Raw genomic sequence first — 26374 nt, forward strand, 5'->3', positions numbered from 1 at the left:
GCAGCGTATCAGAAAGTCATTTCAGCCTTGAAGCCGATGCCGACGGCATGGTTGTCGCGGAACTCAGCCGCTTTGATCCCCGCCACACCGGCGTCCGCATCGCCCAGCCAGGAATAGTTGATCCCGCCGGAGATCTTGATCGGGCCATCGGTGAACTGGCCACCAAAGGAGATCCCTTTGAGACCGTCTGTCGGGCCCAGCGGCGAAACCGTGTTGTTGCCGGTGGGGGGCTCATAGCTGAGCGTCACCGATCCGGCGAAACGATCATTGAACCGCTTGGCGACACCCAGAGTAAAGCGGTGCGCATCGTCAAGGTTCACAAGGTCACTGCCCAGACGGGTCGGTATGATGTCCACAGCCGAAAACTCTGTCCAGCGATAGGATGCCGTGACCAGCGTGCCCGGCGCGACCCCGGTTTGCAGTTCCAGGTTAAAGCTTTGCGGGGAGACATAGCTGATCTGATCGTCATAGCCCGGCGTGGTGCTGTCAAAGGTCGTGCCCAGCAGATCCTCGCTGATGGTTGCGCTGTGCTTGGATTCGAACCGGTATGTGCCCGCGATGCGCAGGGCAATATCGGGGATCTCATAGGCCGCACCGATCAGGTAGTTCGGGCTGGTCGACTCTTTCATCCGGAAAGCATAGCCGCCGGTGGCGTTGAACCCGCCCACGACCCCGGCAACCGCGCCGCCCAGGGCCGCGGTGGTGCCTGCGCCATAGGTGGTGTCGATCGCGGTTGCGGCGGCGACATCGCCCCGCAGGGCCGCGCCCAGCAGTGCGGAATCAAGGCCCGGAACCGTTGCGGCGACGCCTGCCGTGGCGATGGCGCCGGCGTAGGACTGGCCGTTCAGCGAGACCTCGGCGTCAATGCTCTGTGCGCCGATGCCGCCAAAGACGCTGATGCGGTCGGTGACCTTATAGCGGCCGACGATGGTCAGCGCGTTGCTGTTGAGATCTGCCTTGGTGCCCCCCAGCGCCGAGGTCAGCGGATCGGCGTTGTAGTCGACATCGACGCCGTAGGGCTTGTCTGCGATGATCGACCAGTTGAAACGCTCATTGACCGATTTGGTGAATGTCAGGCCGGTCTGCGAATAGCGCTTGGCGACATCATAGCTGGCCCCGCCGGCATCGGTGCCGGTCACAGAGGGCGTCACCAGCCCAAAGGTCAGCGCGGCAGTGCCGTCTGCGGCGAAAATGGACGATGCGCTCTGACCCGAGCGATCAAGTCCGGCGGCAAAGGCCGACCCGGTGGTCAAGGCCAGCACGCTGGCCCCCACAAACATGTTTTTCATTTTTTTTATCCCTCATCCCCTGAGTGCGGGGCGTCTCCTGCCAGAAACGCTACTGGGCAAGTTGGGAATGGGTCAATCTTTGACGGGGCGTCAGCCAATGCGCCCGCAACGTAGCGTCACGTTTTTGTAACAGGTCAAAAGGATAGGGTCGGGGCGCGTTAACCTTTTGGGATCAGGCGCGTTTACGGGTTTCGAACCAGATATTGGCGTAATTGGCGCCAAAGATCACCAGCGCCCCGACCAGAACCAGCGGGTCCAGCGGCTCTGCGTAAAGCGCCACGCCAACCAGCGCGATCACCGGCAAGCGGGCAAAATCTATCGGCATGACCACCGTGGCTGGTGCCAGAGACAGGGCTGTCGTCAGGCAGAAATGCGCCACCAGTCCGGCAAAGGCGATCAGCGCCACCCAGGGCATGCTGGCGGCCGAAGGCACGGCAATGTCGCCGTCGATCCCGGCACAGATCAGGCCGAACAGCGCCTGCGTCACCGTCAGCCAGAACAGGATGCAGGTGATCTTTTCGGTGCGTGTCAGTAGCCGGGTAAACACCGCCGACCCGGCAAATCCGATGGCGGCAAGGGCTGCGGTCAACTGGCCGATATCCGCGGTTTCGGGCGAGGGTCGCGTGACGATCAGGATGCCGATGAACCCGACGATCGCGGCGGCAACACGGTTGGGTGTCAGCCGTTCCGAGAGGATGAGCGCGCTGAGCACCATGACCCAGAACGGCGAGGTGAATTCCAGCGCAAAGACCTGCGCCAGAGGGATGGCGGTGATCGAGTAGAACCACAGGTTCTGCCCCGAAAAGTGAAAGATGTTGCGGACTAGATGCATGCCCATGCGGCGGCGCGTGATGTCGCCCAGCCGTCCCGCCAGTCCCGCGACGCTGACCACGATGGCAATCCCGATGATCGAACGGAACAGCATGATCTCGAAGGTGTCGAGATCCAGACTGACCGCCCGGCCAGCAATGGCCATCACGGAAAAGGATGCGATGGCGCCCGTCATCCAGAGGCAGCCGCGCAGGGTGTCATGCATGGGATTTGGTCCTGTCCGTTCCGCCGCGCATCTGTTCAGAGCGCCTTGCGAATGTCCAGTGTCGGAAATGGGGTGCTGCCCCCGCCGCCCTGCGGGCGTCCCCCCGGAGTATTTGTCACCAAGAAAAAAGCCCGAAGAACAATAAAGGCCCGGTCGGTTGCGTCCGGGCGTGGGATGGGGCGCGGGGACCGCGCATGGCCAAGGGCGAGCGCGGTTCGCAACCCCTGGCCCCCCTTAAACCATGCGCGCCCCGAATACCGTGTGGGAGTCGGGGAGCCGCCTTGAGGCATGAAAGAAACCGCCATGAAAAGGCCGACCACAGGGGCCCGACCTTGTCCTTGGTGCGAAGGCGGGCAGGTCAGACCTCTTTCATGATCTGCTCTTTGGCGAGAATCAGCAGACCGGCGCGCTTGGATCGGATCTCGTCCGCCGTGGCCTTGTCGCCCAGGTCACCCACAACCTTGCGCACCACGTCCTCATGGCCGGCTTCCTCGAAGTCCGCCTTGACGACCTCGATGGCATAGCTGCTGGCGTCATCGCCGGTCTTGCCCAGAAGTTCGGCGGCCCAGAGGCCCAGCAGCTTGTTGGCGCGGGCCTCGGCGCGGAATTTCATTTCCTCGTCATGGGCATATTTGTTCTCGAACGCGTTTTCGCGGTCATCGAAGGTGGTCATTGCTCTCGCTCCCTCGGGAAAATGGGTTTGAGCATGGTATGCCGCCCCGGACGCCACTTCGCAAGGCTGTGCTGCCGACCTGCGGCATCGAATCCTTTTCCGATGCACAACCACGCCCTGCCGCGCCACGCGACGGGCTGTCCCTTGCAGCCGCGCCGCCCATGGCTTATGGCATCGCTCACCGCGCTTCGGCGCGGTTTCGTTGTTTCCCCGGAAAGGGCCCTCATGGCACGGCGCAAAAAAATCTACGAAGGCAAGGCAAAGATCCTTTACGAAGGCCCCGAGCCGGGCACAATCGTGCAGTACTTCAAGGATGACGCGACCGCCTTCAACGCCGAGAAAAAGGACGTGATCGAGGGCAAAGGCGTTCTGAACAACCGCCTGAGCGAATATTTCATGGTAGGCCTGAACGGCATCGGCGTGCCGACGCATTTCATCAAACGGCTGAACATGCGCGAACAGCTGGTCCGCGCCTGTGAGATCATCCCGCTGGAAATCATCGTGCGCAACTATGCCGCCGGATCGCTGTCCAAGCGTCTGGGCATCGAAGAGGGCACCGCCCTGCCGCGCCCGATCGTCGAATACTGCTACAAGGACGACAAGCTGGGCGATCCGCTGGTCACCGAGGAACACATCGGCGCGTTCGGCTGGGCCAGCCAGCAGGACATGGATGACATCGTGGCGCTGGCGCTGCGGGTCAACGATTACCTGTCCGGGCTGATGTACGGTGTCGGCATCCGCCTTGTCGACTTCAAGATCGAGGTCGGCCGGGTCTATGACGGCGACTATCAGCGTTTGATCGTGGCGGATGAGATCTCTCCCGACAGCTGCCGGTTGTGGGACATCGAGACCGGCCAGAAGCTGGACAAGGACGTGTTCCGCCATGACCTTGGCAGCCTTGCGGATGCCTATACAGAGGTCGCGCGCCGTCTGGGTGTGATGCCCAAACAGGCCACGCATATGGCAAAGCCCAAGCTGATCAACTGATACCGGGACGGGGCGACGCGTGACGCCCCGCCTGCGCTGCCCCGCGCTGGGGGCAGCCAAGGGTGCGCCGCCACTGGTGCGCCCCGCCAAAGCCGCCGACAAGGGGCCATCGTGACCTGATGCGTCCGTCTCCGGGACGCCTTGCAGGGTGCCTGCCAAAGACAGGGCATGGATTCCGGACTTGGCGTAGGGGCAACCGAAAGGGTAAGCTCGGGCAAAGCCCTTTACCCGGAGCGATTGCCATGATGCGCCGATCTCTTGTGACTTCGCTGACATTGGCACTCTTTGCCGCGCCGCTGCAGGCGCAGCCGGTCGAATTTGACCCATCCGACTTTGGCAAGATCGTCGTCGCCAAACGACAGTCCGCTGGCACCGGATTTGTGCTGGAACAGGCGTTTGGCGACTACCAGAACGAACCCGTCATCTCCTACGGCGAAAAGAGCATCGCGCGCCGACTTGGCCGCCCGGTCGGGCGGCTGGATGTGCTCTATGGCAATGGCAAGACCGGCTATTGCACCGCCTTCATCGTCGACAACGAACACCTTGTGACCAACAACCACTGTATTCCCGGCGTCGGCGATCCCGGTGTGCAGGCGGCGCAATTCGTGGCGGGTTATGTCGATGCCGCCCATCCCGACAGCGCGGAAAAGTTCCAGGTCCAGCTTCAGGCGTTGGAGACCAGCGCGCCGCTGGATTATTCGGTCCTGCGCGTCTTTGGCGATCCCTCGGCCCGCTATGGCAAGGTCGAACTGGCCGATGCCGACCCCGAAAGCTCGGAATTTCTCTGGATCATCGGCCATCCGCAGGGGCAGGCGCAGCACATCAGCCGTGAGGGCTGTGCCGCCGCCGATCCGCCGGTTTCGACAGAGGGCAAGGTGGTGCACAGCTGCGATACGCTGGGCGGCAACTCGGGCTCTCCGGTGTTTCGCATCTCCGACCGGCAGGTTGTGGCACTGCACCATGCGGGTGACAGCCGCACCGGGTTCAACTTTGCCATCCCCATGAAACGCATTCTGGCCGAAAGCAAGATCCTCAAGGCCGCAGCGCCTGTGGGACCGATTGCGCCGCCGCCGGTCGCCCAAGGCGCCTGTGAGGTGCTGTGGGGTGCGGCAGAGCAACATGGCTGCATCGGCTATCAGACCTTCCTCGATCAATGCGGCGATCACGTTCTGGCCCCGCTGGTGCGCGGTCTGGCCGAACGGTCCTGCAAGACGGATGTTGTGGTCACGCCGCCCGTCGAGGGACCTGACCCCGCCGATGAGCGTCTCAAGACCGAGATCGCCAAGGGGCTGGAGACTGCAGAACGGCAGCGCGCCGAAATGTCCAAAGAGGGTGCCGCTGCGGATCGCGCGGTGCGCAGCCTGCAAGGCACGTTGACCCGCGCGCGGGCGCGGGCAGGGGATGCAGAGGCCTCTGCCAAGCCGGGCAGCGCCGAGGTGGCCGGGCTTTGGCGCGGGGTTGCGGACCAGATCGAGGCATCCCTGACCCAGGCCACGGACCGGGCAGACGCGATGCCGCCCCTGCTGGCCGACATGGACCGGCTGTTAGACACGCTGCGCGGCGCGACTACGCAGGCCGAGGTGGACGCGGCCACCAAACGCGCGTCAACCCTGGCAGAGTCCAGCCGGGAGCGGTTGGCCTTTGTCTCGGCGCGCAAGAGTGTCATCGACAAGCTCTTTACCGAAGGAGAGGCAACCGTGATCGTGCTGTTGCAGGACGCGGTCAAGGATCAGGGCGATGCGTCGCCGGCCTTCGCCTTGCGCCGGGCGATCCAGCAGGCACTGCCATCGGCGCTGACCCAACTGTCAGCGACCCGCAAGGCCGGGATCGAGGCGCTGGAGCACTATGCCGTCCATGAGGTCCTGATCCGCGACGCCTATGCGCAGGCAAAGGCGGCCAACCGGGACTCTGGCCCGGCCAGCGCTGACATCGCCGCCCTGTGGGAGGCGCTGGCGCGTGGACTGTCAGGAGAGGCTCGGCGCATGAAAAGCCGTGTCGACGGCATGCAGCGCTTTACCGATACGATCACGACCACGCTGGCCACGCTGCCGGACTCCAAGAGTGAGGCCGACGTGAGATCAGCGCTGTTGCGGATCGAAGGCAACGCCGACCTGTCAGCGGATTGGCTGGGGCAGATCGCAGCCCGCACCGCCAGCGCGCGCGAGCAATTCGCCGAAACCGAGGTCAAGGTCGCGGCGCTGCGGGCAACGGTGGAGTCCACCACCGCGCGTCCGGCCATCGTGACCCGCTGTCTGGAGGTCGCGATGCCGATGTTCGCGGTCGACGGCATCGCCGGGGTGTCGCGTGAGGATTTCAATGTTGGCGCGGCGGAACTGGCCTGTAGCGCGGCGCGCAAGGTCAGCGACGACCCGGCGGTCCACTACGGGATGGCGCGCGCGCTGATCGACCGCAAACGCTACAACGAGGCGCTGCGCATCCTGCAAGATCCGCGCATGAACGGGTTCATCCCGGCGCGCTATTCGCTGGGCGTGGTCTATAACAGCGGCCTGGGTGTTCGTCAGGACTATGACAAGGCTCTCGCGCTGTACCAAGAGACGACCAATGCGGGCTATCCGCAGGGCAAATTCTCACTGGGGGTGTATTATAGTCTGGGCCGGGCAGTGCGGGTGGATCATGCCCGCGCGGGCGCGCTGCTGGTCGAGTCGATCGCCGATGGCTATGCGCATCCGATCACGCAACTGCACAAGCTGCCGGGAGGGACGACGCGAGCCATCCAGCAGGAACTGGTGGCGCGCGGCTATCTGACGGACCGCGACGTGGACGGTGCTTTTGGCCCGACGACGCGGCGCGCGCTGGAACGGCTGGTCGCCGCGGCGGGGCGCTGATCAACTAACAGTGACCGGCCCGACCCCGCGCTGCGCACCGCGCCATCGGTCCGGCGACTGTTTCCATTGTGGAAAAATTCGCAATTGTGTCCGGAAACCCCCGCCAACCGTGCCATTTCTGTCCGAAAGGCAAGGAATTCTTTACTTGGCGGCAGGGGCGCGCTCACGGTACGCTCAAACAGTATTCTTGCCAACGGGGACATTGTCATGCGTCTACTCATATCAGCACTTGCACTCTGCGCAGGAGCAGTCGCCGGCGGCCAAGCCGCCGCGCAAACCGCTCCGGCCGAGTTCGATCCAACGGATTTCGGAAAGATCATCATTCAGCCGCGCCAGTCCGCTGGCGGGGATGGTCTGGTCTTTGAACAGGCCTTTGGAGATTACCAGAACGAACCGATCATCAAATACGGCGAAACCAGCCCGATCATGAAACTGGGCCGCCCGATCGGTCGTCTGGACATGCTGTTCACCAACGGCAAGACCGCGTTCTGCACGGCCTTCATCGTCGATGATCAACACATCCTGACCAACCACCACTGCATCCCCGGCATGGACGGCGACCCCACGGGCCGCGACAGCGGCGTGCAGGCGGCGCAATTTGTGGCCGGCTTCGTCAAGCCCGGCAGTTCTGAAGGGGTCGACCGCTACACCGTCAGTCCGCAGATCATCGAAACCAACCGTGAGCTGGACTACACCGTCCTGCGCGTCTTCGGCAATCCGTCGACCAAATACGGGATTCTGGAACTCGCCGAAGAGGATCCGGAAGACAGCGAATTTCTCTGGATCATCGGCCACCCGCAAGGCCAGGCCATGCACATCAGCCGCGAAGGCTGTGCGGCGGCAAACCCCGCCATCTCGGCCGAGGGCAAGCTGATGCACAGCTGTGACACGCTGGGCGGCAACTCCGGTTCGCCGGTCATTCGCCTGTCCGACAAGCGCGTCGTCGGTCTGCACCACGCGGGCGACAGCCGCTCTGGCTTCAACATGGCGATCCCGATGACCCGCATCCTGCCGCAAAGCCGGGTGCTCAAGGCCTCGAGCGGCCCGGTGGTCACCGGCACCACGCCCAAACCGCAACCGCAACCTCAACCGCAGGTCAACGCCTGTTCGGCCATGTGGGCCGAGGCCAAGATCCTCGGCTGTGCCGGCTATGAGGCCTATGCTGCAGACTGCGCAGACCACACCTTTGCCTCTATGGCGCAGCGCATCATCGAACGGGAATGCGGCATCCCGGTCAAGCCGGACAACACCGACATCGTCAAACCCAAGGAGCACGGCGGGCCGGTCCTGACGGTCAAACGGTCGGGCGGTGACTATTCCGAACTGGCCGACGCCATCGCCGCCGCCGATCCCGGAACCCGGATCGAGGTCTACCCCGGCACCTACACCCGTGGCATCGACGTGTCGAAGCGGCTGGAGATCATCGGTGTCGGCAACAAGAACGATATCGTGCTGAAGGTGGCAGAGGACAACGCCGTCCGCTGGACCGCCGAAAGCGGGCGCATCGCCAACATCTCGATCCACCAGGACGGCGGCAAGTTCTTCAACGTCCATATCGCCGCCGGATCCGTGATCATCGAGGACAGCGACCTGACCTCCAAGGGACTGGCCGTGCTGGCCATCCGCGACAACACCGGCGCCACCATCCGCCGCAACACCATCCACGACGGTGCGCAGGGCGGCATCTTCATGTTCGAAGGCGGCAAGGCGCTGATCGAAGGCAACACCATCTTTGGCAACTCCCTCGCAGGGCTTGAGGTCAAGGAAGGCGCCGACCCTGTCGTGACCGGCAACACCATGCGCGATGGCGGCGGCTCTGGCATCTTCATCAACGAAGGCGGCAAGGGCCGGTATGAGGGCAACACCGTCTTCAACAACGCCCTGTCCGGCATCGAGGTAAAGGCCGCCGACAACCCGCTGATCTCTGGCAATACCATCCGCGACGGCCAGCAGGGCGGCATCATGACCTCTGACGCGGCGGTGTCGCGCATCACCAAGAACGAGATCTACGGCAACGCCTATGCCTCGATCGAGATCAAGACCGGCGCCGATCCGCAGGTCTATGACAACATCCTGCGCGACGGTCAGCAGTCCGGCATCTACATCCACGAAGGCGGCAAGGGCGTGATCGAAAACAACCAGATCATCCGCAATGCCTTTTACGGGATCTCGGTCAAGGGCGACTCCAACCCGCTGGTGCGTTCCAACACCATCGCCAGCAACATCTACGAGGCGATCCGCGTCCGCGAAGGCGGCGGCGGCACCTATGAGCGTAACGACCTGTCGGGCAACACCGCGGGCACCTTCCGCATCGAGTCCGACGCCGGCAACGTGATCCGCATTGGCAACATCGAAGTGCCGGGGCAGGTCACAACCACGCCCAAGCCGGACCTCAGCGTCAACGTCCTGACGGTCAAGGCATCGGGTGGCGGTGACTACCGCGATCTGGCCGACGCCGTGGCCGCCGCTGATCCCGACACCCGGATCGAGGTCTATCCCGGCACCTACACCCGTGGCATCGACGTGTCGAAGCCACTGGAAATCGTCGGGGTCGGTCCTGTGTCTGACATCGTGCTGAAGGTGGCCGAGGACAATACCGTGCGCTGGACAGCGGACTCGGGGCGGATTGCCCGGATGACCATCCTTCAGGACGGCGGCAAGTATTTCAACGTCCACATCGCCGCCGGATCGCTGATCCTCGAAGACAGCGTTCTCAGCTCCAAGGGACTGGCCGTGCTGGCCATCCGTGACAACAACGATGCCACCATCCGCCGCAACACCATCCGCGACGGCGCGCAGGGCGGTATCTTCATGTTCGAGGGCGGCCGGGCCACCATCGAAGGCAATGAGATCTACGGCAACAGCCTGGCAGGTCTTGAGGTCAAGGAAGGCGCGGACCCCTATGTCACCGGCAACACCATGCGCGATGGCGGCGGCTCGGGTATCTTCATCAACGAAGGCGGCAAGGGCCACTATGAGGGCAACACTGTCTACAACAACGGTCTCTCGGGGATCGAGGTTAAGGCGGCTGACAATCCGCTGATCACCGGCAACACGATCCGTGACGGCCAGCAGGGCGGCATCATGACCTCGGACGGGGCGATCTCGCGGATCACCGCCAACGAGATCTTTGGCAACGCCTATGCCGGGATCGAGATCAAGACCAACGCCAACCCGTCGGTCTTTGACAACATCCTGCGCGACGGTCAGCAGTCGGGCATGTACATCCACGAAGGCGGCATGGGCGTGATCGAAAACAACGAGATCTTCCGCAACGCCTTTTACGGGATCTCGGTCAAGGGCGCGTCCACGCCGATTGTCCGCTCCAACACGATCTCGCAAAACGTGTACGAGGCGATCCGCGTCCGCGAAGGTGGCGGCGGCACCTATGAGAACAACGATCTCACGGGCAACACCGCAGGCACCTTCCGGATCGAGGCCGACGCCGGCAACGTGATCCGCCGCGGCAACAAGGAATAAGCAGGCCGCAAGGCAGGCTGTGACGCCGTCCCTTCGGGGGCGGCGTTTTTCTTTGCGCTTGCATTCTCGCGCGCGATGCGTTTCCTGCGCCGCAGGCAACCAAGGGGACGATCATGAAAGTGCGCGTGCATGTGATGCTCAAGGACGGGGTTCTCGACCCCCAGGGTGAGGCGGTGCGCCATGCGCTTGGCGCGCTGGGGTTCGACGGCGTCGGCTCTGTCCGTCAGGGCAAGGTCATCGAGATGGATCTGGCCGACGGAACGTCCGAGGCAAAGATCGGTGAGATGTGCGAAAAGCTGCTCGCCAATACGGTGATCGAGAGCTACCGCATCGAGAGTCTCTAGACTCGTGGACCTGCGCGCCCCGTGTGTCACGGGACGGGTGGCCCCGGATGCGCCGCAGGCTTGCGGCAGGGGGCAAAGGCCGTTAGGGCAGGGCGCATCCGCCTGCCAGCCCCAGGGAGTGAACCCATGAAAGCAGCCGTCATCGTGTTTCCCGGGTCCAACTGCGACCGCGATCTGGCCCGCGCCTTTGAACGCGCCGGTTTGCAGGTCGCTATGGTCTGGCACAAGGACACCGCCCTGCCGGACGGTATCGATATCGTCGGCATTCCCGGCGGCTTTTCCTTTGGCGACTACCTGCGCTGCGGGGCCATTGCGGCCAACGCGCCCATCGTCGGCGCGGTCAAGGCCCATGCCGATCGCGGCGGCTATGTGCTGGGCATCTGCAACGGCTTTCAGGTGCTCACCGAAACCGGCCTGCTGCCCGGCGCGCTGCTGCGCAACGCCGGCCTGAAATACATCTGCCGCACCATCGGCCTGCGCGTCGAGGCGGGGTCGGTCTATACCGAAGGGTACGGCACAGGCACCGATATCGCCCTGCCCATCGCGCACCATGACGGCAACTACTTTGCCGATCCGCACACGCTCGACAGCCTTGAGGCCGAAGACCGCGTCGCCTTTCGCTACACCGACAATCCCAACGGCTCGGCGCGTGACATCGCCGGGGTGCTGTCGTCCAACCGCCGGGTGCTGGGCATGATGCCGCACCCCGAACGCGCAAGCGAAACCGCGCATGGCAATGAGGATGGTGCGCGCCTTTTCGCCCATCTGACCGCAGCCCTGACCACCGCCTGATCCGACCCGCCTTGAGGGTCGGCCCCGCGCGCCCTATTCTGTACGATATGGCAACAAGTGGCTCAAGATCTGGTCTGCGTCGCGCCGGACCGTTTTCGGGCCGTGCGCGCATTGCGCTTGTCCTGCTGCTGCTGACCGCCGTGGGCACGGTCTGGATCACCAACTGGCTGCTGACCGAACGCTTTACAGAGACCACGCGCAACCGCGCCGAACTGCGTCTTGCGCTGTATTCCGGCAACCTGCTGTCCGAAATCCGCCGCAACGCCATTGTGCCGCAACTGTTGGCTCGCGACCCGGCACTGATCTCCGCGCTGAACTCACAGGACTTTTCGCAAAGCTCGCAGCGCCTGATTTCCTTCGCCGATGAGATCGGGGCCGCCTCGCTGATGCTGCTGGACCGCGACGGGCGCGCTGTCGCCGCCACCGACCGCAACCGGCTGGGCGAATCCCACCGCGAGGCGGCCTATTTCTTTGACGCCCTGCGCTCAAACACCACCGTATTCACCGCGCTGGCGCAAGAGGCCGGCAACTACAGCTTTACCTACGCCCGCCGCATGGAAAGCGGCGGCGAAACCGTCGGCGTCATCATGGTCGAGGTCGACCTTGCCAAGTTTGAGGGCGACTGGGCCCGCATCACCGACGCGGTCATCGTCACCAATTCCGAAGGCAAGATCATCCTGTCGACCGAACCGCGCTGGCGCGGGCTGACCCTGCAAACCGCGCTGCAACGCCAACCGGCAGAGGGCGCCATAGAACGCGCCATCCGCGCCACCGCCGACTGGACCGCCCAACAGGCCGACGCCTACCTGCGCGGTGAGGCGGTGATGCGCATCGACGGCAAGATCCTGTTCCAGAACTGGACCCTGACCACCTTCACCACCTACACCTCGGTGCGCGAGAGGGTGAACGCGGTGCTGGCGCTGGAAATCATGGGCTTTGCCCTGTTGGCCGCACTGGTGTTCTACGCACTGTCACGCCAGTCCGCGATCCGCATGGCCCTGTTCCAGCGCGACGCCACCGAACTGCGCGCCCTCAACGCCCGCCTCAGCCGCGAAATCGCCGAACGCGAGCGGGTGCAGAAAAACCTCGCTGTGGCCGAACAATCGCTGGCGCAATCGTCCAAACTCGCCGCCCTGGGCGAGATGTCCGCCGCCGTCAGCCATGAATTGAACCAGCCGCTGGCGGCGATGAAAACCTATCTTGCGGGCGCGCGCCTGCTGCTGCGCCGCAACCGCCCCGATGAGGCGCTGTCCGCCTTTCACCGCATCGACGACCTGATCGAACGCATGGGCGCCATCACCCGCCAGCTCAAGAGTTTTGCCCGCAAGGGGCAGGAACAGCTCAGCCCGGTTGACATGTCAGAGGCGCTCGCCTCGTCGCTTGCCATGATGGAGCCGCAACTGAAATCCCGCCGCGTCAAGATCACCAAGATCCTGCCAGACGGGCCGGTGCGCGTCATGGGCGACCGCATGCGCATCGAACAGGTTCTGGTCAACCTCTTGCGCAACGCGCTTGACGCCACCAAGTCGGTGGACGACCCGCAGGTCGACATCATCCTCGCGGCGGGAGAAACCGCCACGTTGACCGTGCGCGACAATGGAACCGGGATCGAGGATCTGGAATCGCTCTTTGAACCCTTTTACACAACCAAACTGCCCGGTGACGGCGTGGGCCTTGGCCTTGCCATCTCATCGGGTATCGTATCGGAACTGGGCGGGCGGCTGACCGCACGCAATGGCGAGGACGGCGGCGCCGTCTTTGAGATGCAACTGCCCGTTCTGAACGAATCCACAGAAGCAGCGGAGTAACGTGCCATGGCCAATGCAATGAAGATCGCCATCGTCGATGACGAACAGGACATGCGCCAGTCCATCAGCCAGTGGCTGGCCCTGTCGGGCTATGACACCGAAACCTTTTCCAGCGCCGAAGAGGCGCTTGGCGCGCTCAACGCCGATTATCCGGGGATCGTGATCTCGGACATCAAGATGCCCGGCATGGACGGCATCCAGTTCCTGAAAAAGCTGATGGGCGCGGACAGCGCGCTGCCGGTCATCATGATCACCGGCCACGGCGATGTGCCGATGGCGGTTGAGGCGATGCGCATTGGCGCGTTCGATTTCCTTGAAAAGCCGTTCAATCCCGACCGCATGTCCGACCTTGCCAAAAAGGCCACCAATGCGCGCCGTCTGACGCTGGACACCCGCGCGCTGCGACGTGAACTGGGCGACGGTGGACAGATCATGTCCAAGCTGATCGGCGCCAGCGGGGCGATGGAACGCCTGCGTGAGGACATCCTTGATCTGGGGCAGGCCGATGGCCACGTCCTGATCGAGGGCGAAACCGGCACCGGCAAGACGCTGGTGGCGCACGCGCTGCACGCGGTCGGCGCGCGGGCGGGCAAGAAATTCACGCTGGTCAGTTGTGGCGCGCTGCCCGAAGACGCGCTGATGACCCGGCTGTTCGGCCCGATGCAACCAGAGGACACACGCCTGCCCGCCATCGAAGAGGCGCGCGCCGGCACTCTGGTGCTGGAGGACATCGAGGTGCTGTCAGACGCCGCGCAGGCCCGTCTGCTGTCGGCGATCAATGATCAGGGCACCCCGCCCGAAACCCGCATCGTCGCCATTTCCAACCTTCAGGAAGAGGGCCGCACCTGCGAACAGGCGCTGCGCCCCGACCTGTATTACCGCCTTGCCGCGCTCAAGATCGTCGTGCCACCTCTGCGCGCGCGCGGCGAGGACATCCTGACCCTGTTCACCCGCCTCAGCGAAAGCTACGCGGATGAGTACGGCTGTGAAGCACCCAAAGTGTCGGCCCAAGAGGCGGCGCAACTGTTGCAGGCTCCTTGGCCCGGCAACGTGCGCCAGCTGATCAATCTGGCGGAACGTGCGGTGCTGCAATCGCGTCGGGGGCAAGGCACCATCGCCTCGCTTTTGATGAGCGATCATGACGACATGCAGCCGGTCATGACCACAGAGGGCAAGCCGCTCAAGGAATACGTCGAGGCGTTTGAGCGGATGTTGATCGACAACACCATGCGCCGTCACAAGGGCTCGATTTCGGCCGTCATGGATGAATTGTGCCTGCCGCGCCGGACGCTGAATGAAAAGATGGCCAAATACGGGCTGGCCCGCGCCGATTACCTCTGATGCCGCGCGCGGGGGATCTGGAAACGGTCTTTGCAGATCCGGTCTGGGGCGCGGAAAAGCGCGCGCTCCGGTCCATTCTCACCGCCACGCCGCTGGTCGAGGCGCTGAAATGGGGGCAGGCCTGCTACACGTTTGACGGGTCCAACGTGTCGATCATCGGCGGCTATTCCGATGGCTGTCGGCTGGCGTTCTTCAAGGGCACGCTGATCGACGACCCAGAGGGCGCGTTGATCCTGACCGGGCCAAATTCGCGCGCCTCCAAGTATTTCAGCTTTCAATCGGTGGAGGAAATCGAGGCGCGCGCCGACCAGATCCGCACCTATGTCACCCGCGCCATCGCGGTCGAGAAATCCGGCAAGACGGTCCATTTCGCCAAGGATGATCTCGACCCGCCGCAGGAACTGACCGACAGGCTGGATCAGGATGGGGCGTTTCGCACCGCCTTCGAGGCGCTGACCCCCGGACGCAGGCGCGGCTATGTGCTGCATTTCTCCGGGGCAAAGCAGGCCGCGACACGGGTCGCCCGGATCGACAAACACGCGCCCCGTATCCTGCAAGGCAAGGGGATGCACGACCGCTGAATTGCGGACTTGCGGTAGGGCGAAATCTTAACCAAACGTAAAAGCGCCTCTGTAAGCCATTGATCTTACAGAGGCGTCGTCTTGTCCACGCGTGGACAGGCTCAATGCAGCAGGCGGCCCATCGCGGCGGCCACGTCGGCCATCCGCGCCGAAAAGCCCCATTCGTTGTCATACCACGCCAGCACGCGCACCATCCGCTTGCCCACCACCTTGGTCTGGTCGGGGGCAAAGACAGAGGAATGGGTGGTGTGATTGAAATCGATCGAAACCTTTTGCTCGGGATCGTAGGACAGCACCGACCCCATCCGCCCCGCCGCCGCCTCTGCCACCACTTCGTTCACGTCCTCAACGGTCACATCGCGCGAAGCATAAAAGGTCAGGTCAACGGCGGACACATTCGGCGTCGGCACCCGCACGGCCGATCCATCCAGCTTGCCCGTCAGGTTGGGCAGCACCTCACCCAGCGCCGCCGCGGCCCCGGTCGAGGTCGGGATCATCGCCATCGCGGCGGCCCGGGCGCGATACAGATCCTTATGCCGCCGGTCCAGCGTCGGCTGGTCGCCGGTATAGCTGTGGATCGTGGTCATGATGCCGGATTCGATCCCGATGCCCTCATCCAGCACCTTCGCCAGCGGCGCGAGACAGTTGGTGGTGCAAGAGCCGTTGGACACCATGACCTCCCCCTTGACCAGATCGCGGTGGTTGACGCCATAGACCACGGTGCGCTGCACGTTCTTGGCCGGAGCAGAGATCAGCACCGATTTCGCGCCACGTCCCAGATGCGCGTCGGCCTTGGTCCCGTCATTGAACTGGCCGGTGCATTCCAGCACCACGTCGCAGCCGCTCCAGTCGAGATCGGACAGCTCGTAAGAGGACATCACGTCAATCGGGCCGCGGCCAAGGTCGATGGACTGATCCTTGACGGTCACATCGCCGGGAAAGCGGCCATGAATGCTGTCGTACCGCAGCAGGTGCGCATGGGTCTCGATCGGCCCCGGAGCGTTGATCCGGACCACCTGAACATCGTTGCGCGCCGATTCCGCGATATGTGCCAAAGTGCATCGGCCAATGCGGCCAAATCCGTTGATCCCGATAGTGACGGTCATGCGCGCCTCCTGATAACACTTGTCGGGTCTTCGTATAGGCAGGGTTGCTGCATCTGCAAAGTGCAATATCCGAAGCGAAACAGCATGTTAGCGTTAAATGTGGCAAGGTTGCCCGTGGTGGCGCTAACCTTCATGCCGCGTTTGCTCTATTGTTCGGCAAGGGGATGCAAAATTATGAGTGGCACATGTCTGAAAACTTTTTGAGCCTGGCCGGACGGTGCCTGATTGCGATGCTTTTTCTGGCCGGAGCCGTACAAAAGGTGGTTGATCCGGTGGCTGCGCAGGCATTGCTGGCGGGCTGGAACTGGTCTGCGGCACTTGTCTGGCCGGCGTTGATCTACAACGCCCTGGCCGGACTGGCGCTGATACTGGGGGTGGCGGTGCGCCCCGTCGCGCTGTCGCTGGCAGGGTATTGCGCGCTGACCGCCTTTTTCCACCTGATCCCGGACGATCCATGGCAAATGAGCATCTTTGTCAAGAACTGGGCCATCGCGGGCGGCTGCCTTGTGCTGGCGGTGCAGGGCGGCGGGGCGTGGCGCTTGCGGTTTGCGGACAAGCCACTAGGGTCCGACTAAACGGAACAGGAGAAGCGGTATGAGTGGACTTCTGGCACTTCTGGACGATGTATCGGCCATCGCCAAGGTGGCGGCGGCCTCTGTGGATGACATCGGCGCGGCGGCGATGAAGGCAGGGTCCAAGACGGCGGGGGTGCTGATCGACGACGCTGCGGTGACGCCGAAATACATTCAGGGATTCGAACCGGCGCGGGAATTGCCGATCATCTGGCGCATCGCGCGCGGGTCCATCATCAACAAGCTGGTGTTCCTGATGCCCGCCGCGCTGCTGATGGCGGCCTTTGCCCCCTGGCTGGTCTGGCCGCTGCTGATCCTGGGCGGCTGCTACCTCAGTTTTGAGGGGGCGGAAAAGATCGTGCATGTGCTGATGAAGCATGACGACCATTCCGGCGGTCCGGACGGCAGCCACGATGTCGGCGACCCGCTGCACCTGGAAGAGGCCAAGGTCAAAGGCGCGATCAAGACCGATTTCATCCTGTCGGCGGAAATCATGGTGATCTCTCTGTCTGCGATCGACGCCCCGAACTTTGCCATGCAGGCGGCCACGCTGGCGGTTGTTGCGGTCATGATTACGGCTCTCGTCTATGGCGCGGTGGCAATCATCGTCAAAATGGATGACGTCGGCCTGTGGCTCAGCCAGAACGGACGGCTGAGCGCGACGCAGGGATTTGGGCGGGTAATCGTGAAATTCATGCCCTGGTTGCTCAAGGCGCTGTCCGTCATCGGGACGGCGGCCATGCTCTGGGTCGGGGGGTCGATCATTGTGCATTCCAGCCACGAGATGGGCTGGCACTGGCCAGAGGAGACAGTCCATCACGCCGCCGTCGCGCTGGGGCAGGGCAACGGCCTGCTGGAATGGGCTGTGACCGCGGGCATCGACTTTGTCATCGGCTTCTTGGTCGGGTTGGTCCTGATCCCCATTGGCACAAAACTGATCGCGCCGGTCTGGGCGCGCCTGTTCGGGGATGGCACCGCCAAGGCGCACTGAACGGGTTGTTCCACGCACTTATCGCCGGGCAATCAAAAACGGCGCGTCCCTGAAGGACGCGCCGTTTGGCATTTCGCAATGGCGGCTGGTGTCAGCGCGCGGTGGTCTGTTCGAACGCGGCGGTGAACCCGGCCAGCGACATCGACAGGGTGACAGGCTGCTCGGGCGCCAGCATCGGCACCAACATCACGCGGGCCTCACTACCGGCCTTGAACCGTTCGACATCGTCAGCCAGAAAGCCGACGCGCGCGAAACAGCCCTGCGCATTGCAGAACGAATAGTCATACCGCTTTGCATCGCGGGTATCGACCTGAACTGTCAACTTGGCTGGAAGCAGAGTTTCCAGCGGCACGGTAAACACACCGGCAGCGACGGCCTGACCCGCATCCTTGACCTTGAAGATGTAGACGTCGGCCAGCTTGGTGCCGTCCTCGTCCTGCAACAACTGATACATCTGGCAGATCTCGCGGTCGTCGGCGACCTTGAGGCACTGCACGGTCCAGTCCTTGTGGACTTCCTTGACGTAGGGCTCTGGCACATCCGCGGCGCCTGCGGCGGGCGGAGTCACCTGGACCGACTCGCCCAGATCAAGGCCAGTGCCTGCGGGCGGATCGCCGCCATCGGCGGACTGGGCGTACGCCGCACCAGCGCCCAGCGAGGCGATCAACGACAAAAGGATAAGCGGTTTTTTCATGATGTCCTCTAAAATCCGGTCATTGGCTGTGGTTCGATTAACACGCGTCAGGCGCAGTGTCAGGACAGAAATGTTGCTTGACGCTGGGTTGATGCGCGGATCGCCGCGTGTTTGCGGCTGCTTGAGGGGAAACGCGACGTGCCCCTGTGATTCGGTCCGAAAAAAGGAAAAGGGCCCGTGGGCCCTTTTCCATTTCACTCCCTGTCGGACCGGCCGACTTTGTTATTGAGGGGACGCTAAAAGAAGACTTGCGCGTGGTCAACAGGGATTTCCATGTTCTTTTCCGGCATCTTCCGAATTTTCAGCCCACAAAAAAAGCCGCGCCCAAGGGCGCGGCCAGTCTGACAGGGAGGAAGTCAGTCCGGGACAGGAGAGGACATGTTGTCCCGAACAGGAAACACACTGGCATCAATTGGTTAAGGATGTATGTTCCTGTCACGCGACCTAGGGAGAGAGTGCATGGGGAACGGAGTTTTCGTTGGCGGCGCCGGGACGGATCATGGCGAAAAGCAGTATCTCGATCTGGGATACGCCAACCGTCACGGGCTGGTGGCGGGGGCCACGGGCACGGGCAAGACCGTCACCTTGCAAATCCTCACCGAAGGGTTTTCCGCTGCGGGCGTTCCGGTCTTTCTGGCCGATGTAAAGGGCGATCTGTCCGGTCTGGCGCTTGCAGGCAGCGAAACGCACAAACTGCACGGCGCCTTCATGGACCGCAACGCGACCATAGGTTTCGACACCTTTAGCTATGACGCCTTTCCGGTCTGTTTCTGGGATCTGTTCGGTGAACAGGGCCATCCGGTGCGCACCACGGTGACAGAGATGGGGCCGCTGATGCTGTCGCGGCTGATGGACCTGTCCGAGGCGCAAGAGGGCATCCTGAACATCGCCTTCCGCCTAAGCGACGAAGAGGGCCTGCCGCTGCTCGACCTGGATGATCTGCGCTCGATGCTGGTCTGGATGGGGGAACACCGCAAGGATCTGTCGCTGCGCTATGGCAACATGTCCGTGGCCTCGATCGGGGCGATTCAGCGCCGGCTGCTGGTGTTGGAAAACGAAGGCGGTGGCGGGTTGTTCGGCGAACCGGCGCTGGAGCTGGCGGACTTGATGCGGCTCGCCCCGGACGGGCGTGGCATGGTCAATATCTTGGCTGCCGACAAGCTGATGCACAGTCCGCGCCTCTATGCGACCTTTCTGCTGTGGCTGCTGTCAGAGTTGTTCGAGGAACTGCCAGAGGTCGGTGACCCGGACAAACCCCGGCTGGTGTTCTTTTTTGACGAGGCGCACCTGCTGTTTGACGGCGCACCCAAGGCGCTGGTCGACAAGGTGGAACAGGTGGCGCGCCTGATCCGCTCCAAGGGGGTCGGTGTCTATTTTGTCACCCAATCGCCTGATGATATCCCTGAGGACATCCTTGGACAGCTTGGCAATCGGGTCCAACACGCGTTGCGCGCCTTTACCGCGCGCGACAGACGCGCCCTGCGACTGGCGGCAGAAACCTACCGTGACAACCCGGCGCTGGATATCGAACAGGCCATTCGCACGGTGGGTGTGGGGGAGGCGGTGACCTCATTTCTGGAACGCAAGGGCGCGCCCGGCATGGCGCAACGCACACTGATCCGCCCGCCATCGTCGCAGTTGGGCCCGATCACCGCCGCAGAGCGGCGTGCTATTCTGGATGCCTCGCCGCAGGCCGGGAAATACGACACGCCGGTGGACCGCGACTCGGCCCATGAGATCCTGCGCGCCCGCGCCGACAAGGCGGCACAGGCCGCAGAACAGGCCGAACGCGCCGAGGCAGAGGCAGAGGCGCAAGCCCGTGACCACAGTGCCGGACGGCGCTATTCTGGCACGCGGGTCAGCCGGTCGACCTCCAAACCCGTGCGACGCGGCAAAAGCTTTGGCGAGGCGATGGGCGACATTGTGATGAAGGAACTGACCGGTACCACAGGACGGCGCATCGTCCGCGGTGTCCTTGGCGGACTGTTCCGGGGTCGGTAGACGGGCAACCTGATTTCACGATGGTTAGACAGATCTGCGCGCACCGGGTGTACGCATCCGCGGGTGCCGTTCCGCATCAGGATGAACACATGCTGTCGCCGTCGACGTGTCACTGTTGAACCGACATGGAGTGACGGGCGTTTTGGGAAACCCCACCAGGTGGTTCGGAATTGAGGGCCCGGCCCGCGGAAAACCCAGTAGAATACGCGTCAAAGCCGATGGGTTTGAGATCTTGTCCGGTCGGTGCATGGGAGGCACAGAACATGCGTCCATCTCGCGTGAATTTCGCCTCTTGCTTGACCCTGACAGGTGCGGCGGGTCACATATGTTCTTGATTTGAATAGCTTCACCGGTGTCCCCTGCCAAAGGCCGTCCAACAACCCGATCCCTTTCTGGCGCATTGCCTCTCCGTTGACCTCGAAGTCGATCCGAAAACGGCGCGGATCTTCGATCTGGCGGCGGTGCTGTGTGACGAGACACCTGCAATCCGCTGTCACAGGGGAGACATGGCAGCAGCGCTGGATCGACTCGAAGCCGAACTTGGCGAAATCCGACACCTGATCGGGCACAATATCCTGCGCCATGATCTGCCGCATCTGGCAGCCCTGCGGCCCCGGTTGTCCCGACTCTCCGACGCGCCGATCGATACGCTCTGGCTGAATCCGCTGGCCTTTCCGCGCAATCCCTACCACCGACTGGTCAAGCACTACCAAGATGGACGGCTTGTGGCCGGACACGTCAACGACCCCGAGGCGGATGCACGTCTGGTGTTTGACGTGCTGGCTGACCAACTGGGGGCTTTCCGCGCGTTGAACGCAACGTCCCCGGATGCCGTTGCCGCGTACCACTACCTTACGACGCGTGGGGAACGTGATCTCGGCTTTGACGCTGTATTTTGTCATGTGCGCGGCGCCGATTCCCCATCCTCAGGGCAGGCCCGGCAAGTGATCTGGCGATTGCTGGAAGGGCAGGCTTGTACGCAAGCAACCAAGGATGTCTTGCACGAGATTGCCTCACCTTTCATGGGGTGGCCGTTGGCCTATGCGCTTGCGTGGATATCGGTCGCGGGCGGCGACTCGGTCATGCCGCCTTGGGTGCGGATGCAGTTCCCCGATGCGGCGCGCCTGCTCAAACGCCTGCGCGATACGACCTGCGATGCACCCGAGTGCGCCTGGTGTCGGGAAAGGAGCGATCCGGTCAAGGCCCTGTCACGCTGGTTCGGATTCGAGTCGTTCCGCCCGACACCTGCGGACGCAGATGGCCGCCCATTGCAGGAACGCATCGTCGAAGAAGGCATGCGTGGACAGAGTTTGTTGGGTATTCTTCCGACCGGAACCGGCAAGTCTGTCTGCTATCAGATCCCGGCGTTGGCAAAGTTCGACAGGACCGGCGCGCTGACGGTCGTCATTTCGCCGCTGGTCGCGCTGATGGCCGATCAGGTTGCGGGCATGGAACGCGCGGGCATTTCCTCGGCGGTCACGGTAAACGGGATGCTGTCGCTGCCCGAACGGCAGGACGCCCTCGACAAGGTCCGCATGGGCGAGGCCGCGATGCTGCTGATTTCGCCCGAACAGTTGCGCAGTGTTTCGGTGCGCTCCGTCCTCAAGCAGCGCGAGATTGGCCTATGGGTGCTGGACGAGGCGCATTGCGTTTCGAAGTGGGGCCATGATTTCCGTCCCGACTATCGCTACATTGCGCGGTTCATCAAGGAAACGGCAGGCGATGCGGAGGAGGTTCCGGTGATCTGCCTGACCGCGACGGCCAAGCCCGACGTCGTGCGCGATATCCGTGACCACTTTCACCAGCGTCTTGGGGCGACTCTCTTGCTGCTGGATGGCGGGGCGTCGCGAACGAACCTGAGTTTCGAGGTGCGTCCGACCGGAAAGCGAACAAAGCTGGCGGATATTCTCGAGGTCATCGAACAGCGATTGCCGCCAGAAAGTGCGTCGGGCGCTGTGGTCTATTGCGCGACACGCAAGGCGACAGAGGATGTGGCGCAGTTCCTGCAACACCAGGGGCTTTCTGCCGAACGGTATCACGCCGGCCTGACACCCGATGAGAAGAAAACCATTCAGGAGCGGTTCCGCGTCGGCGATTTGCGGGTCATCGCGGCCACCAATGCCTTTGGCATGGGGATCGACAAACCGGACATCCGACTTGTGGTACATGGCGACATGCCCGGATCATTGGAGAACTACCTGCAAGAGGCAGGCCGTGCCGGGCGAGACCGCGATCATGCCAATTGCGTGCTCTTGTTTGCAGCGGATGATGTGGAACGCCAGTTCCAGCTGTCCGCGCGGTCCCGGCTGGATCGGCGCGAGATCGGCGCGATCCTGAAGGCCGTTCGGCGCATGGACGCGCGGACCCGCAGCACCGGAACGGTCGTGGCGACCTCGGGTGAGATCGTCCGGCAGGAGCATGACCGCGAATTCCAGCGTGAAAGCGCCACGGACGACACGCGGGTCAGGACCGCGATCTCCTGGCTTGAAGAGGCCAGGCTGCTGACCCGCGAGGAAAACCGGGTGCAGGTCTTTCCGTCCTCGCTACGGATTCGCACCATCGACGAGGCCGATGCGCGGCTGGAAAAGGCGAAGATCACCGGCACACGGCGCACGCAGTTGATAGGTATTGTCCGCCATCTGATGAACGCGCCGCCGGACGAGGGGATTTCCACCGATGAGTTGACCGGCATCAGCGGCCTGACAGGCGGGCAACTGACCAAGGCATTGGCCGATCTCGAAACCCTGGGAATCGCGCAGAATGATACGGCGGTGACGGTATTCGTGCATTCCGGGGTGACGGACGATTCCCGCAAACGGTTGGGACAGGCGACACGGTTGGAAACGGATCTGATCGCCCTGATGCTGGAAGAGGCTCCGGATGCCGAGGATCAGGTCAGCACGCCGTTCAACCTGCAACTGGCCTGCCAGAAATTGCGGGATGACGGGCACAGTCACGTTCGCCCCGATGTGGTCGAGAAGCTGCTGCGCGGCATGGCGCGCGACGGCCGTGATCTAGACGGTGGCAAAGGCAATGTGCGGCTGCGCAAGGCCTCGCGCCATACACTTTTCGTGGCATTGCAACGGTCGTGGTCGGTGCTGGAACAGTCGGCCGCGTTGCGCAGGCAGGCCGGAGAGGCGCTGGTCGAGCATCTGCTGGGGCGGCTTGCAAAAGGCCAACGCGGCAAGGATCAGCAGGTCCAGACGACGCTGGGCGATCTGCTGGCGAGCCTGACGGGCGATGCGCTCTTGCGGGGACAGGTCAATGAGATGACACGGCTTATGGACCGCGCGCTCATGTGGCTGCACGAGCAGGATGTGGTGACGCTTGGCAAGGGTTTGACCGTGTTCCGGCCTGCGATGACGGTTCAGTTGGCACCCGGAAAAGGCCAGTTCCTCGTCAAGGACTTCGCGCCACTGCAAGAGCATTACGACGAACAGACGGTGCAGACCCATGTGATGGCGGCCTATGCCGAGACCGGGCTGAACTCGATGCCCAATGCCGTTCGCTTGTCCGAGGATTACTTTGCTCTGGACCAGAATGCCTTCATGGGTCGCTGGATGAAGGGCAAGACAACCGAGGTAAAGCACCAGACTACGGGCAAGTCGTGGCAGGCCGTTGTCGAGGCACTGGGGAATCCCTTGCAGCAGAAGATTGTCGCCGATGATCGCGATGCCACAAACGTGTTGGTTCTGGCCGGGCCAGGGTCGGGCAAGACGCGGGTGTTGGTACATCGCATCGCCTACCTGATCCGTGTCCGCCGCGCAGATCCGCACAGTATCCTCGTCCTCAGCTACAACCGCCACGCAGCAGTGGAAATCCGCGCACGACTTCGACACCTGATCGGCGACGAGGCGTTTGGCGTGACGGTGTCCACCTGTCACGCCATGGCCATGCGTCTTGTCGGGGCAAGTTTCGCAGGATCGCAGGCGGAGAGCCGCGATTTTGACAACATCCTTATGGAGGCTGTGCGCCAGTTGAGCGGCGAGGGGCTGAGCAAGACCGAGGCAGAAGCGCAGCGCGAAACCTTGATCCAGGGCTATCGGTGGATTCTCGTTGATGAATATCAGGATATCGGGCCGGAAGAATACGCACTGATCGCGGCCGTTGCCGGGCGGACGATCGACGACGAGGACATGCGGCTGAGCCTCTTTGCGGTAGGTGACGACGATCAGAACATCTACGCGTTCGCCGGGGCGTCGATCCGTTTCATCCGCCAGTTTGAACAGGACTATCGGGCAAAGCCAGAATTTCTGGTCGAAAACTATCGCTCTACCCGACACATCATCGAAGCGTCCAACACGGTGATCACCGGCGCTGCCGATCGGATGAAGCTCGGCCATGACATCACCATTGACCGCACGCGCCGCAAGGTGGCTGCGGGCGGCGCAATGGCCGAATACGATCCAGTGGGGCAGGGGCGCGTGCACCTTCTCCAATGTCCACCGGGTGACCGTTTGCAGGCCGTCGCAGCGGTGGACGAATTGCAGCGTCTGGCGGCGCTGGAACCTGGATGGAACTGGTCGCGTACGGCAATCATCGCCCGGAACTGGAGGCAACTCGCCCCGGTGCGTGCCTACGCCGAGGCGCAGGGCATCCCGGTCGAAATGGCCAATGAAAGTCTGCCAAGCCTCTGGCGGTTGCGCGAAATGCGGCTGTTCATTGAACGCATCGGGCGTGATCGAAATCGTCTTCTGGACGTGACAGATTTGTTGGAGGTGTCGAACAGCTTGCCGCGCAACCACTGGTCGGATCTCATCGCCGAAGGCATTGCCGCTTTGGCGCAGGAGATCGGGGGTGGTCAGTTCGCGGTTCCCGATCTCGTGGAATGGTTTGGCGAATGGGCGCGCGATGCGCGGGGCGAACAGCGCGGCGTGTTGCTGATGACTGCACATCGCGCCAAGGGGCTGGAATTTGACGACGTGGTGATCCTGAACGGTGGGTGGGACAGGCCATCACGGAACGAGGATCCCGATGCACCGCGTCGTCTGTTCTACGTCGCCATGACCCGGGCGCGCCGCAGCCTTGCTGTCATGACCCAGGGCGCCCATGCATTCCTGCCGCCACAGGGCGACAACATCCTGCGGCGGCTCGCAGCATTGCCTGATGTGCGGGATTTGCCGCCGAACCGGACGTACCTGATGCCGGACCTGAGCCAGGTGTTCATCGACTGGGCCGGTCGGCTGCGTGCTGGCGATCCGGGTCTTGCGGCCATCGCCCAGGCGCAGACAGGTGACACGGTGCGGTTGGTGCAGGACGGCGCACGCTGGTCGGTCCGAGACGCACAAGGCCGCGCGTTGATCACCATGAAAGGCGGCTGGGCCATTCCGGACGGTCGGCGCGTGGTCGCTGCTGAGGTTGGCGCGATTATCGCTCGTCATGCCCATGAAAGCGGCGAAGAGCATCGCGCCAAGCTGCGGCGGGACAGTTGGGACGTCGTACTGCCGGAAATCGTGTTGGAATAGGAACGGTTCGACGCCGCGCCTGATCTCCGGCAGCAGAATGTCGCATGCCACGGAGTGGGCCTCGTTCGCCCGGGTCACGCCCGTGCGGCCGATCTTCACGCGGATGAAACGTCCGCCACCAGCCTCGCCATCTGCAAGTACGTCTTTGTGCGACGCCCGACCGACAAGTTGAACTCTGCGTGGTCAAAGTCGTGGATCCCGTGCGTCCCGGAGCCCTGACAGGTCAGGCCCTCGACAGGGCCTGGGTTGATCTTCTGGGGCGGCATGGCCGCCTCTGTCAATCGGCACGCAATCCTGACCCCCTATCGGCGCCCAAAAATGACCCCCTTATTTTGCGCAGGGGTAGCTGGCCCGATGCGGTGTAGCCA

17 protein-coding genes are annotated in these 26374 nt (G+C 63.1%); 12 read left to right on the plus strand and 5 right to left on the minus strand.

Annotated elements, in window-relative coordinates; translation table 11 throughout:
• Positions 1-8: 8 nt before the first annotated feature.
• From CHB90_RS12100 to CHB90_RS12110, 3 genes are all read right to left on the minus strand, one after another.
• Positions 9-1289: an outer membrane protein transport protein gene (locus CHB90_RS12100; RefSeq protein WP_089278127.1), complete on the minus strand. Its 1281-nt coding sequence runs from the start codon at positions 1287-1289 to the stop codon at positions 9-11.
• A 172-nt stretch (positions 1290-1461) separates the two neighbouring features.
• Positions 1462-2325 carry a DMT family transporter gene (locus CHB90_RS12105; protein WP_089278128.1) on the minus strand — a complete coding sequence of 288 codons (864 nt, stop codon included), beginning with the start codon at positions 2323-2325 and terminating at the stop codon, positions 1462-1464.
• A 358-nt stretch (positions 2326-2683) separates the two neighbouring features.
• Positions 2684-2998 (minus strand): DUF1476 domain-containing protein, encoded by a 315-nt coding sequence (locus tag CHB90_RS12110; protein ID WP_089278129.1) that lies wholly within the window; start codon positions 2996-2998, stop codon positions 2684-2686.
• A gap of 225 nt (positions 2999-3223) precedes the next feature.
• Here CHB90_RS12110 and purC point away from each other — a divergent pair, with 225 nt between their 5' ends.
• From purC to CHB90_RS12150, 8 genes are all read left to right on the plus strand, one after another.
• Positions 3224-3985: a phosphoribosylaminoimidazolesuccinocarboxamide synthase gene (gene purC, locus CHB90_RS12115; RefSeq protein WP_089278130.1), complete on the plus strand. Its 762-nt coding sequence runs from the start codon at positions 3224-3226 to the stop codon at positions 3983-3985.
• A gap of 242 nt (positions 3986-4227) precedes the next feature.
• Positions 4228-6831 carry a trypsin-like peptidase domain-containing protein gene (locus CHB90_RS12120; RefSeq protein ID WP_170941052.1) on the plus strand — a complete coding sequence of 868 codons (2604 nt, stop codon included), beginning with the start codon at positions 4228-4230 and terminating at the stop codon, positions 6829-6831.
• Positions 6832-7038: 207 nt separating this feature from the next.
• Entirely contained in the window at positions 7039-10311 is a 3273-nt protein-coding gene (locus CHB90_RS12125; protein WP_089278132.1) for a right-handed parallel beta-helix repeat-containing protein, read from the plus strand.
• 113 nt (positions 10312-10424) lie between these two features.
• On the plus strand, positions 10425-10655 hold the full coding sequence (gene purS / locus CHB90_RS12130; RefSeq protein WP_089278133.1) for a phosphoribosylformylglycinamidine synthase subunit PurS: 231 nt from the start codon (positions 10425-10427) through the stop codon (positions 10653-10655).
• Positions 10656-10781: 126 nt separating this feature from the next.
• Complete coding sequence (gene purQ / locus CHB90_RS12135) at positions 10782-11447, plus strand: phosphoribosylformylglycinamidine synthase subunit PurQ (protein WP_089278134.1); 666 nt, start codon at positions 10782-10784, stop codon at positions 11445-11447.
• Positions 11448-11494: 47 nt separating this feature from the next.
• Positions 11495-13255 (plus strand): sensor histidine kinase, encoded by a 1761-nt coding sequence (locus tag CHB90_RS12140; protein WP_089278135.1) that lies wholly within the window; start codon positions 11495-11497, stop codon positions 13253-13255.
• A 6-nt stretch (positions 13256-13261) separates the two neighbouring features.
• The gene (locus CHB90_RS12145) at positions 13262-14596 is read left to right on the plus strand and encodes a sigma-54-dependent transcriptional regulator (protein WP_089278136.1); all 1335 of its coding nucleotides are present in this window, start codon (positions 13262-13264) and stop codon (positions 14594-14596) included.
• Positions 14596-15177 (plus strand): YdeI/OmpD-associated family protein, encoded by a 582-nt coding sequence (locus tag CHB90_RS12150; RefSeq protein ID WP_089278137.1) that lies wholly within the window; start codon positions 14596-14598, stop codon positions 15175-15177. Before CHB90_RS12145 ends, CHB90_RS12150 begins: the two co-directional genes overlap by 1 nt.
• A gap of 101 nt (positions 15178-15278) precedes the next feature.
• On the opposite strand, the gene gap is transcribed toward CHB90_RS12150, so the two are convergent.
• Entirely contained in the window at positions 15279-16283 is a 1005-nt protein-coding gene (gene gap / locus CHB90_RS12155; RefSeq protein WP_089278138.1) for a type I glyceraldehyde-3-phosphate dehydrogenase, read from the minus strand.
• A 185-nt stretch (positions 16284-16468) separates the two neighbouring features.
• Between gap and CHB90_RS12160 the strand changes: the two genes are divergently transcribed.
• Both CHB90_RS12160 and CHB90_RS12165 read left to right on the plus strand, forming a co-directional pair.
• Positions 16469-16858 carry a DoxX family protein gene (locus tag CHB90_RS12160; protein ID WP_089278151.1) on the plus strand — a complete coding sequence of 130 codons (390 nt, stop codon included), beginning with the start codon at positions 16469-16471 and terminating at the stop codon, positions 16856-16858.
• A gap of 19 nt (positions 16859-16877) precedes the next feature.
• Positions 16878-17846 carry a DUF808 domain-containing protein gene (locus CHB90_RS12165; RefSeq protein ID WP_089278139.1) on the plus strand — a complete coding sequence of 323 codons (969 nt, stop codon included), beginning with the start codon at positions 16878-16880 and terminating at the stop codon, positions 17844-17846.
• Between the two features lie 91 nt (positions 17847-17937).
• On the opposite strand, the gene CHB90_RS12170 is transcribed toward CHB90_RS12165, so the two are convergent.
• Positions 17938-18540, minus strand: coding sequence for an invasion associated locus B family protein (locus CHB90_RS12170; RefSeq protein ID WP_089278140.1), 603 nt, complete (start codon positions 18538-18540; stop codon positions 17938-17940).
• Between the two features lie 459 nt (positions 18541-18999).
• Here CHB90_RS12170 and CHB90_RS12175 point away from each other — a divergent pair, with 459 nt between their 5' ends.
• Together CHB90_RS12175 and CHB90_RS12180 are read left to right on the plus strand one after the other, a co-directional pair.
• Positions 19000-20541, plus strand: coding sequence for a helicase HerA-like domain-containing protein (locus tag CHB90_RS12175; protein ID WP_089278141.1), 1542 nt, complete (start codon positions 19000-19002; stop codon positions 20539-20541).
• A 506-nt stretch (positions 20542-21047) separates the two neighbouring features.
• The gene (locus tag CHB90_RS12180; protein ID WP_245823234.1) at positions 21048-26006 is read left to right on the plus strand and encodes a RecQ family ATP-dependent DNA helicase; all 4959 of its coding nucleotides are present in this window, start codon (positions 21048-21050) and stop codon (positions 26004-26006) included.
• The last annotated feature ends 368 nt before the right edge of the window (positions 26007-26374 follow it).

It is taken from the genome of Antarctobacter heliothermus, assembly GCF_900188425.1.
In the GTDB taxonomy this organism is placed as follows: domain Bacteria; phylum Pseudomonadota; class Alphaproteobacteria; order Rhodobacterales; family Rhodobacteraceae; genus Antarctobacter; species Antarctobacter heliothermus.

Bases quoted from the DNA above. Each gene is read 5' to 3' on its own strand.
- CHB90_RS12100 (WP_089278127.1), bottom strand. From the start codon at position 1,289: ATGAAAAACATGTTTGTGGGGGCCAGCGTGCTGGCCTTGACCACCGGG.
- CHB90_RS12105 (WP_089278128.1), bottom strand. From the start codon at position 2,325: ATGCATGACACCCTGCGCGGCTGCCTCTGGATGACGGGCGCCATCGCA.
- CHB90_RS12110 (WP_089278129.1), bottom strand. From the start codon at position 2,998: ATGACCACCTTCGATGACCGCGAAAACGCGTTCGAGAACAAATATGCC.
- purC (WP_089278130.1), top strand. From the start codon at position 3,224: ATGGCACGGCGCAAAAAAATCTACGAAGGCAAGGCAAAGATCCTTTAC.
- CHB90_RS12120 (WP_170941052.1), top strand. From the start codon at position 4,228: ATGATGCGCCGATCTCTTGTGACTTCGCTGACATTGGCACTCTTTGCC.
- CHB90_RS12125 (WP_089278132.1), top strand. From the start codon at position 7,039: ATGCGTCTACTCATATCAGCACTTGCACTCTGCGCAGGAGCAGTCGCC.
- purS (WP_089278133.1), top strand. From the start codon at position 10,425: ATGAAAGTGCGCGTGCATGTGATGCTCAAGGACGGGGTTCTCGACCCC.
- purQ (WP_089278134.1), top strand. From the start codon at position 10,782: ATGAAAGCAGCCGTCATCGTGTTTCCCGGGTCCAACTGCGACCGCGAT.
- CHB90_RS12140 (WP_089278135.1), top strand. From the start codon at position 11,495: ATGGCAACAAGTGGCTCAAGATCTGGTCTGCGTCGCGCCGGACCGTTT.
- CHB90_RS12145 (WP_089278136.1), top strand. From the start codon at position 13,262: ATGGCCAATGCAATGAAGATCGCCATCGTCGATGACGAACAGGACATG.
- CHB90_RS12150 (WP_089278137.1), top strand. From the start codon at position 14,596: ATGCCGCGCGCGGGGGATCTGGAAACGGTCTTTGCAGATCCGGTCTGG.
- gap (WP_089278138.1), bottom strand. From the start codon at position 16,283: ATGACCGTCACTATCGGGATCAACGGATTTGGCCGCATTGGCCGATGC.
- CHB90_RS12160 (WP_089278151.1), top strand. From the start codon at position 16,469: ATGTCTGAAAACTTTTTGAGCCTGGCCGGACGGTGCCTGATTGCGATG.
- CHB90_RS12165 (WP_089278139.1), top strand. From the start codon at position 16,878: ATGAGTGGACTTCTGGCACTTCTGGACGATGTATCGGCCATCGCCAAG.
- CHB90_RS12170 (WP_089278140.1), bottom strand. From the start codon at position 18,540: ATGAAAAAACCGCTTATCCTTTTGTCGTTGATCGCCTCGCTGGGCGCT.
- CHB90_RS12175 (WP_089278141.1), top strand. From the start codon at position 19,000: ATGGGGAACGGAGTTTTCGTTGGCGGCGCCGGGACGGATCATGGCGAA.
- CHB90_RS12180 (WP_245823234.1), top strand. From the start codon at position 21,048: ATGGCAGCAGCGCTGGATCGACTCGAAGCCGAACTTGGCGAAATCCGA.